This window comes from Streptomyces sp. NPDC029296 (assembly GCF_055569255.1).
Genome location: NZ_JBVHXT010000032.1, coordinates 82328 through 91343, shown reverse-complemented (window position 1 = coordinate 91343; position 9016 = coordinate 82328). Strand labels below are relative to the sequence as shown.

5 protein-coding genes are annotated in these 9016 nt (G+C 77.2%); 3 read left to right on the top strand and 2 right to left on the bottom strand.

From position 1 onward, the window contains the following. Positions 1-773 precede the first annotated feature (773 nt). Together ACZ4W9_RS26570 and ACZ4W9_RS26565 are read left to right on the top strand one after the other, a co-directional pair. Positions 774-1313 carry a hypothetical protein gene (locus tag ACZ4W9_RS26570; RefSeq protein WP_467939993.1) on the top strand — a complete coding sequence of 180 codons (540 nt, stop codon included), beginning with the start codon at positions 774-776 and terminating at the stop codon, positions 1311-1313. Between the two features lie 6 nt (positions 1314-1319). Continuing rightward, the gene (locus ACZ4W9_RS26565) at positions 1320-5627 is read left to right on the top strand and encodes an HAD-IC family P-type ATPase (protein ID WP_467939992.1); all 4308 of its coding nucleotides are present in this window, start codon (positions 1320-1322) and stop codon (positions 5625-5627) included. Between the two features lie 467 nt (positions 5628-6094). Here ACZ4W9_RS26565 and ACZ4W9_RS26560 read toward each other — a convergent pair whose 3' ends face one another. Beyond that, entirely contained in the window at positions 6095-7174 is a 1080-nt protein-coding gene (locus ACZ4W9_RS26560) for an NADH:flavin oxidoreductase/NADH oxidase (protein ID WP_467939990.1), read from the bottom strand. A gap of 108 nt (positions 7175-7282) precedes the next feature. Between ACZ4W9_RS26560 and ACZ4W9_RS26555 the strand changes: the two genes are divergently transcribed. Beyond that, positions 7283-7699 carry an ArsR/SmtB family transcription factor gene (locus ACZ4W9_RS26555; RefSeq protein ID WP_467940045.1) on the top strand — a complete coding sequence of 139 codons (417 nt, stop codon included), beginning with the start codon at positions 7283-7285 and terminating at the stop codon, positions 7697-7699. Here ACZ4W9_RS26555 and ACZ4W9_RS26550 read toward each other — a convergent pair. Further along, positions 7598-9007 carry a nucleobase:cation symporter-2 family protein gene (locus ACZ4W9_RS26550; protein ID WP_467939989.1) on the bottom strand — a complete coding sequence of 470 codons (1410 nt, stop codon included), beginning with the start codon at positions 9005-9007 and terminating at the stop codon, positions 7598-7600. The two genes, ACZ4W9_RS26555 and ACZ4W9_RS26550, sit on opposite strands and share 102 nt — an antisense overlap. Positions 9008-9016 lie beyond the last annotated feature (9 nt).

Genomic DNA, 9016 nt, shown 5'->3' with positions numbered 1-9016 from the left:
TCCACTGCGAGCGGCCCCCCCCCCCCCTTCTCCCCCCCCCCCCCCCCACCCTCCCCCCCCCCCCCCCCCCCCCCCCCCCCCCCCCCCCCCCCCCCCCGCGCCGCGTGGGTCCTGCGGGACCGCGGGACCCCGTACCGGGCGTGCGCCCGGCGGCCGGGGTCCGCGATCAGGGCGTGGTGCGGGGCCGTCGGCGAGCCGGTCGCGGATGGCCGGGGCTCGCGGTCCGGGGTGTGGTGCGGTGCTCACCGGCGAGCCGGTCGTGGGCGGCCGGGTCCCTCGGTCCAGGGTGCGGCGCGTACTCGCCGGCGAGTAGGTCGCGGGCGGCCGGCGCGGCGCGTGCTCGTCGTCGGCCCGCCGATCGCGGGCGGCCCGGGCCCCGTGACCCGAGGCGGGGCGCGTACTCGCCGGCGAGCCGCTTGCCGACCGCGGGCTGTCGGCGCGCTCGTCGTGCGGGGTCCACGCGGTGCCGTCCGGCCCTACGGCGTCACCGGCATGCCGTTCGACGGCAGCACTCCGCGCGTCCCGCTGCCCGCCCCCTGTCCGCCCCGACGCGGTGACCGGCTTCGGCCGCCGTCCGTGACCCCGTGGCCCGGCCCGGCGAGGGGCGGGCCGCGCACCGGGGGCCCGTCGCTCCGGGGCCGTCGCGGACGGTGTCGTCCCCTTCCCGGGAGGTTTGCCGGCGGCCCGTGGGGGTTCACTGGGAGGTGCGTGATGACCGGCGCGGTCGCGGGCACTCGGGGGGCACGCGAGGCGATCCCACCCCGAGGAGAGTCATGGCTGAGCAGAAGTCGTCGTCGGCCCTCACGGCGCCCCTGCGCGGCGCCGCCTCGGTCCTGAGCCGGGTGCCCGGCGCCGGAACGGTGAGCAGGGCCGCCGAGGAGACACTCGACAAGATCGGCGCGGTCTCGCCCCGCGGGCGGCGCATGGCGGTGTACGCGGGCGCCGGGATGCTCGGCGCGGCGGGCGTCGTGGAATGGCCGGTCGCGCTCACCGGCGCGGCGGTGGCCTGGCTCACCCAGCCCCGGCCCGGCCGGCCGGCGGAGGGTGGGGACGCCGCCGTACAGCGCCCCGAGCCCGCGCACGATCTCGGCACCGCGGCCCTCAGGTCCGGCACGGGCGGCGCGCACGGCCGGGCCGTCGAGGGCGCGCCCGGCGGCAGCGGGGCCGCCGCGACCGCCCGGACCCGAGGGCGGGCCAAGGGGGCACACACGGAGGCGCCGAGGCCGGCCGAACCCGGCCACGGCGCCGGAACGACCAAGGCGTCCTCCGGTCCCCTCGGGCCGACCGCCCGGCCCGACCGCACCACGCTGTAGGAGGTCATGGTGGCCGGTCTGCTGACGGCGCCGCCGGCCGCCGTCCGGCTGCTGCCCGCGGCGCCACGCCTGCTCGCGCGGGCGGCGGCACCGGCGGTCGGCGTGGCGGCCGGTGCCGCCGCCGGTACCGCGCGCGCCGGTGTGCGCGGCGCGGACGCCGCCGCCCGGGCCGCCCGGGTGGCCCGCAACGCGCTGCCCGGCGCCGGCACCCACTGGCGCTCCGGTGCCCGCGCCCATCTGGCCGTACGCCCCCTGGAACGGGACCTGGCCCGGCACGCGGGCGACCTCGCCCGACCGGCCCGCCGGGTGGCCGAGGCGCTCCGGAAACATCCCGACGTCCTGGTCGCCTACTGGGACCAGGGACTGGCCCGGCTGGTGGTGACCGCGACCGGTGAGCAGGCCGCCGACCGGGTCCTCGCGCACGCCGCGGACCTGGCCGAACGGCACGGCCTGGCGCTGGCCGGCGGGGACGTCGCCGAGACCACGCATCCCGCCGACCCGGCCGGGGTGCGCGCCGCCGCGGCCACGCTCGCCGCCGACGCCGTCGGCATCGCCGTGGCCCTGACCGCCTACGGCCTGCGGCTGCCGCCCTCCCCCCGGATGGTGACCGCCGTCGTGACCCTGTTGCGGGAGAACCCGCGCTTTCGCGCGTGGCTGCGCGCCCGGATCGGCAACTCCCGGATGGACCTCGTGCTGGCCTGCGCCAACGCGGCCGTGCACGGCGCCGGGCAGTCCCCCGCCTCGCTGATCCTGGACGGTGCGCTGCGCGCCTGCCAGGTGGCCGAGACGGTGGCCCGCTCGGCCGCCTTCGACGCGGTGCACGACCAGCTGTGCGCCCCGTGGCGGATCAGCCTCGCCCCGGACGGCCCGCCCCGCCCGCCGCTGCACGTCTCACCGGCCCAGGAGTACGCCGCCCACGCCTCCGCGGGCAGCGTGCTGGGCGCGGCGGCCACCCTGCTGGTCAAGCACGACACCGCCGAGGCCGCGGAGGCCGTGCTGGCCGGCTCCCCGAAGGCCGCGCGCTACGGCCCGGCCGCCTTCCACGCCGTCCTCTCCGGAGCCCTGGCCCGCACCGGTGTCCTGGTCCGCGCCCCGGAGCGGCTGCGCCAGCTGGAGATGGCCGGCACCGTCGTGCTGCACCCCGGCGCCCTGCGCACCGACGACGGCGAGGCCGACCCGTGGGCCGAACCGGTGCTGGACGCCGCCCGCCGGGCCGGGCTGCGGGTCGTGCTCGTGGACGATCCGGCCCTGGAGGACTTCACCGGCCTTGCCGATCAGGTCGTCGACCCCCGCCGGCCGCTGGACGACGTCGTGTACGAGGCGCGTGCCGAGGAGAGCGCCGTCCTGGTGGTCGCGCGGGTGCGCTCGGCCGGCGACCGCGATGTCCTGGCCGCCCTGCGCGCCGCCGACATCGCCCTCGCCCTGACCGACCGGGACGGCGCGGTCGTCTGGGGCGCGGACCTCCTCGCCCTGCACGGACTGCCCGACGTCTGGCGGGTCCTGACCGCGATCCCGGCCGCCCGCCGGGTCGGCCGCCGCGCCCAGACGCTGGCCCGCTCCGGCGCCGCGCTGTCCGGGCTGCTCGTCGCCGTCGGCGAGTCCGGCGGCCGGCGGAACCGCCGGGCCGTCCTGCCGGGGCTGCGGCACGCGCCGGTCGACGCCGGCGCCGCCTCCGCGCTGCTGTCCGGGGTGCGCGCCGCGCTCGGCGTGGCGGCGGCCCGCGCCCCGCACCCGCGTCCCCGGGTGCACTGGCACGAACTCGGCGCGGACGAGGCCCGGGACCGGCTGGCCCGGGAACCGGCCGCCGGCACCGGGACCGACGCGCCGGCCGCCCGGGTGCGCAAGGCGGCGGAGGGCGTCGTCGCGCATCCCGCCGCCGCGCCCGTCCGCTGGTCCTACCGGCTCGGCCGGGCCGTCCGGGACGAACTCCAGGATCCGCTCACCCCGGTGCTGGCCGTCGGCTCGGCGGCGTCCGCGATCCTCGGCTCGGTCGTGGACGCGCTGCTCGTCGTCGGCGCCCTCGACCTGAACGCCCTGGTCGGCGGAGTCCAGCGGCTGCGGGCCGAACGGGCGCTGTCCGGGCTGGTCGCGGAGCAGAAACAGAAGGCCCGCCTGGTGCCGCCGCCGGCCGAGGCCCCGGCCGGCGGCACCCGCACCGTGGAGGCCGGCCGGCTGCGGCCGGGACACGTGATCCAGCTCAAGGCGGACGACGTGGTGCCCGCCGACGCCCGGCTGCTCTGGCAGGAGGGCCTGGAGGTGGACGAGTCCGCGCTGACCGGCGAGTCGCTGCCGGTGGAGAAGCAGACCGACCCCACCCCGCACGCCGCCGTCGCCGACCGGCGGTGCATGGTCTTCGAGGGGACGACGGTGGTGGCGGGGGAGGCCCGCGCCATCGTGGTCGACATCGGCGACCGCACCGAGGCCGCCCGCGCCGTCCACCTCGCCGCGCGCACGCCCCCGGCCGGCGGGGTGCAGGCCAGGCTCCAGGAACTGAGCCGCAAGGCGCTGCCGCTGACCCTGGGGGGCGGCGCCGCGGTGACGGGGCTGGCGCTGCTGCGCGGCACCCCGATCCGCGAGGCGGTCGGCGGCGGGGTGGCGGTGGCCGTGGCCGCCGTACCGGAGGGGCTGCCGCTGGTGGCGACGGTCGCCCAGCTGGCGGCCGCCCGGCGGCTGAGCCGGGGCGGCGTCCTGGTGCGCACGCCGCGTTCGCTGGAGGCGCTGGGCCGGATGGACACCGTCTGCTTCGACAAGACCGGCACGCTCACCGAGAACCGGCTGCGCCTGGTGCGCACCGCCGACACCGGGGGCACGGTCCACGCCGTGGCCGACGCCGGCGCCGAGGACACCGTACGGGCCGCCGCGCGGGCCTGTCCGCGGCTGGACGACGGCTCCGACCGGCCGGTGCACGCCACCGACGAGGCCGTGCTCGTCGCCGCGCCGCCCGACCCGGACTGGACCCGGCTCGCCGACCTGCCGTTCGAGGCCGCGCGCGGATACGCCGCAGGCGTGGGCCGTACCTGGGACGGCCCGCCGGTGCTGGTGGTCAAGGGCGCCCCGGAGACCGTGCTGCCCGCCTGCCCCGATCTGCCGCGGCACGCCTTCGACACCGCCCACGCGCTGGCCGGGGACGGACTGCGGGTGCTCGCGGTGGCCGAGCGGCGGCTCGGCGAGGGCGAGCAGGAGGACGGTGCCCTGGGACGGGCGCTGGAGAACCTGGAGTTCACCGGGCTGCTGGCGCTGTCCGACGTACCCCGCGAGACCTCCACGGCCTTGGTCAACGCGCTCAACGGGGCGGGCGTACGGCCGGTGATGCTCACCGGCGACCATCCGCAGACCGCCCGCGCCATCGCCGCCGACCTGGGCTGGCCGGCGGACACCGTGGTGGTCACCGGAGACGAGCTGGCCGCCGCCGACCGCGCGTCCCGGGCCCGGATGCTGCGCGACGCGGGCGTGGTGGCCCGGGTGGCGCCCGAGCAGAAAGTGCAGGTCGTGGAGGCGCTGCGGGACGCGGGCCGGGTGGTCGGCATGGTCGGCGACGGCGCCAACGACGCCGCGGCCATCCGCGCCGCCGACATCGGCGTCGGCATCAGCGCCCGGGGCTCGGCCGCCGCCCGCAACGCGGCGGACATCGTGCTGACCGACGAGGACCTGACGGTACTGGTCGACGCGGTCGGCGAGGGCCGCGCCCTGTGGCACAGCGTGGCCGACGCCATCGCCATCCTGATCGGCGGCAACGCGGGCGAGGTCGGCTTCGGCATCATCGGCACCCTGGTGTCCGGGCGGGCGCCGCTGTCCACCCGGCAGATGCTGATGGTGAACCTGTTCACCGACCTGTTCCCGTCGATGGCCGTGGCGGTGACGGAGAAGGAGGACCCGCGGGACGCCGTCCGGGCGCGGAGCGGGTCGCCGGAGGACGCCGCCGCGGTGCTGGGCGCCCCGCTGCTGCGGCAGATCCGGCACCGGGCGCTGACGACCTGCCTCGGCGCGGTCACGGCCTGGCTGATCGGCCGCTTCACCCCGGGCACCGCCCGCCGCTCCAGCACCATGGCCCTGTGCGGAGTGGTCGGCACCCAGCTGGCGCGGACCCTGCTCGACCGGCGGGACAGCCGGCTGGTGCAGGTGACCTCGCTGGGCTCCGCGCTGGCGCTCGTCGCCGTGGTCCAGACCCCGGTCCTCAGCCGCGCGTTCGGCTGCACCCCGCTCGGCCCGGTGGCATGGGCGGGCGTCGTCGCCGCGATCGCCCTGGCCCTGGCGGGCCAGAGGTCCCTGCCCCGCCTGGAGGAGACCGTGGGACGGCTGCTGCCCGGCGGGTGACGGGGGCGCGCGGGGCCGACGCGACCGGCGCAGTGGCCGGGGCGCGGGCCCGTGAACGCCCGGTTCCCGGGCGCCTGCGCGCACCGACGGGCACTACACCACTGCCGGGGCCCGCCCGGGTTCCGGGCAGGCCCCGGCCGACCTGGCACCGACGCCGGACCACGGCATCACGGATGGCTGCGCGCACCGGCCGGGACCGCACGGTTGCCGTAGCGCGCGGTGTGCGGACGGCCCCCGGGCCGGTGTGGCGCCGGGTCGGATTCGGCCTGCCGGGCGGGATGTGCGCACCGGCCGGGACCGTGCGACCGCCGTAGCGCGCGGTGTGCGGACGGCCCCCGGGCCGATATGGCGCCGGGGCGGGCTCGGCCCGGCGGGCGGGACGTGCGCACCGGCCGGGGCCACACGACCGCCGTGGCGCCAGGGCCGCGGACAGCCCCGGCCGCTCCCGGCCGGAGCCGTCGCCGGGGTCAGACCGACCGGTGGTACTGGTCCGGCACCCGGATCTCCGCGCCCAGTTCGCGGGCAGCCTGCCGGGCCCAGGACGGGTTGCGCAGCAGCTCCCGGCCGAGCAGGACCACGTCGGCCTCGCCATTCGCCAGGATCTTCTCCGCCTGCTCCGCCTCGGTGATCAGCCCGACGGCGCCGGCCGGCAGCGGGGTCTCGGCCTTCACCCGGGCGGCGAACGGCACCTGGTAGCCCGGCCCGGTCGGAATGCTCACGCTGCTCGCGTTGCCGCCGGTGGAGACGTCGAGCAGGTCCACACCGTGGGCGTGCAGGTCGCGGGCGAAGCGGACCGTGTCGTCCGCGGTCCAGCCGGCCTCGTCCAGCCAGTCGGTGGCGGAGATGCGGAAGAACACCGGCTTTTCGTCGGGCCACACCTCGCGTACGGCGTCCACGACCTCCAGGGCGAACCGGGTCCGGTTCTCGTACGAGCCGCCGTAGGCGTCCGTGCGGTGGTTGGAGTAGGGCGAGAGGAACTCGTTGATCAGGTAACCGTGGGCGCCGTGGATCTCGACGGCCTCGAAGCCCGCGGCCAGCGCCCGGCGCGCGGCGGCGGCGAACTGCCCGACGATCTCCTTGATCTCGTCGACGCCCAGCTCGGTCGGCACCGGGTGGCGTTCGTCGAACGGGACCGCGCTGGGGGCGAGCGGCTGCCAGCCGTGCGCCTCCGGTCCGACGGGCGCGCCGCCCTTCCACGGCCGTTCGGTGGACGCCTTGCGGCCCCCGTGCCCGAGCTGGACGGCCGGTACGGTGCCCTGCGCGGTGAGGAACCGGGTGATCCGCCGGAAAGCCTCCACCTGGGTGTCGTTCCACAGTCCGAGGTCGTACGGGGAGATCCGGCCCTCGGGCGCGACCGCGGTGGCCTCGACCACGATCAGGCCGGTGCCGCCGGCGGCCCGCGCCGCGTAGTGCGCGAAGTGCCAGTCGTGCGGGGCTCCGGCGAGCGGGCCCTCCGGCTCGGCCGAGTACTGGCACATCGGGGCCATCCACACCCGGTTCGGGATGGTCACTTCGCGCAGGGTGAGGGGCTCGAAGAGCGCGGACATGAAGCACTCCGTTTCGTCACGGGTGGCCTGACAGCTTCGTACGGCGTTCACCGTACTACGAGAATCGTGAAAGTACGAGAGGTGTCAAACTACGAGAGTTCTCGTACGATGGTCGCCGTCGGAGGAGTCCCGCGACGAAGGGCGGTCGCCGTGACCGAGACAGCCACCACCGGGCGCGCGTTGCCGCATCCGGACCGCGAGCACATCCGGCTGGAGTCCGTGCTGCACGCGCTCTCCGACCCGATGCGGTTGCGGATCGTGCGCGAACTGTCCGCCCAGGAGGCGGAGTTGACCTGTTCGCACTTCGAGCTGCCGGTGACCAAGTCCACCACCACGCACCACTTCCGGGTGCTGCGGGAGGCGGGGGTCGTCCGGCAGGTCTACCGGGGGACGGCCAAGATGAACGGCCTGCGCCGGGACGATCTAGAGAGCCTCTTCCCGGGGCTGCTCGACAGCCTCCTCGCCGCGGCCGACCGGCAGGCCGGCCGGCTCGGTGAGGCCGGCCGGGACCCGGTCGCCGGCTGAACCACCCTTCGCCGGAAGGTGGTTGAAGAGCAGGTTCAGTACGATCGCGGACAGGCAGCCCGCGCTGATCCCGCTGTCCATCACGGTCTGGAACCAGTCCGGGAACCCGGCGTACACCGTGGGCACGCCCACCGGCAGCGTGCCGATCGCCACCGAGACGGCCACCACGGTCAGATTGCCGTTGCCCCGGAAGTCGACCCGGGCCAGGGTCCGCAGCCCGCTCGCCGCGACCGTCCCGAACATCACCAGCCCGGCCCCGCCGAGCACCGGCGCCGGGATCGCCGCGACCACCGCGCCCAGCTTGGGCAGCAGACCGAGCAGCACCAGGATGCCGCCGGCCGCGGCGACCACCCAGCGGCTGCGCACCCGGGTCATGCCCACCAGACCCACGTTCTGCGCGAACGCCGTGTACGGGAAGGTGTTGAACACCCCGCCCAGCACCGTCGACAGACCGTCCGCGCGCAGCCCGTCGGCCAGCGTGCGCGGCTCCACCTTCCGCCCGGTCAGCTCGCCGACCGCGATCAGGTCACCGGCGGTCTCGGTCATCGTCACCAGGGCCACCACGAGCATGGAGGCGATCGCGGACACCCGGAACTCGGGCGCCCCGAAGTGGAACGGCGTGCTGACGCCGACCCAGCCGGCGTCCGCGACCCCGTCGAAGTCGGCCATGCCCAGCGGCACCGCGACGGCCAGACCGGCGGCGATGCCGGCGAGCACCGCGATCCGGGAGAGGAAGGCGGGCGCGAACCGCTGCACACCGAGCACCACGGCCAGGACGAAGCCCGCCAGCGCCAGGTTCCGCGGCGCCCCGAAGTCCTTCGCGCCGGCACCGCCCGCCGCCCAGTTGCCCGCGACCGGCAGCAGCGAGACGCCGATGACCAGGATCACCGTGCCGGTCACCAGCGGCGGGAAGAAGCGCAGCAGTCTGCCGAAGACCGGTGCGAGCAGCGTGATCGCGAGCCCCGCGACGATCACGGAGCCGTAGATCGCGGGCAGTCCGCCGCCCGTCGTCCCGATGAGCACCATCGGCGACACGGCCGCGAACGTGCACCCCTGCATGACCGGCAGCCGCACCCCGAACCGCCGGAACCCGACGCACTGGATCAGCGTGGCGATCCCGCACACCAGCAGGTCGGCCGTGATCAGGTACGCCAGGTCGGCGGGCGGCAGTCGCATCGCGCCGCCCACGATCAGCGGCACGGCGACGGCGCCCGCGTACATCGCGAGCACATGCTGGAGCCCGAAGGCGGCCAGTTGCCGGAACGGGGGGATCTCGTCGACGGGATGCGCGGCGGCGGGCGTGGCCATGGGGTCTCC

Excerpts from the sequence above, each read along its gene's own strand:
- ACZ4W9_RS26550 (WP_467939989.1), bottom strand. The coding sequence starts at position 9,007 with ATGGCCACGCCCGCCGCCGCGCATCCCGTCGACGAGATCCCCCCGTTC.
- ACZ4W9_RS26570 (WP_467939993.1), top strand. The coding sequence starts at position 774 with ATGGCTGAGCAGAAGTCGTCGTCGGCCCTCACGGCGCCCCTGCGCGGC.
- ACZ4W9_RS26565 (WP_467939992.1), top strand. The coding sequence starts at position 1,320 with ATGGTGGCCGGTCTGCTGACGGCGCCGCCGGCCGCCGTCCGGCTGCTG.
- ACZ4W9_RS26555 (WP_467940045.1), top strand. The coding sequence starts at position 7,283 with ATGGTCGCCGTCGGAGGAGTCCCGCGACGAAGGGCGGTCGCCGTGACC.
- ACZ4W9_RS26560 (WP_467939990.1), bottom strand. The coding sequence starts at position 7,174 with ATGTCCGCGCTCTTCGAGCCCCTCACCCTGCGCGAAGTGACCATCCCG.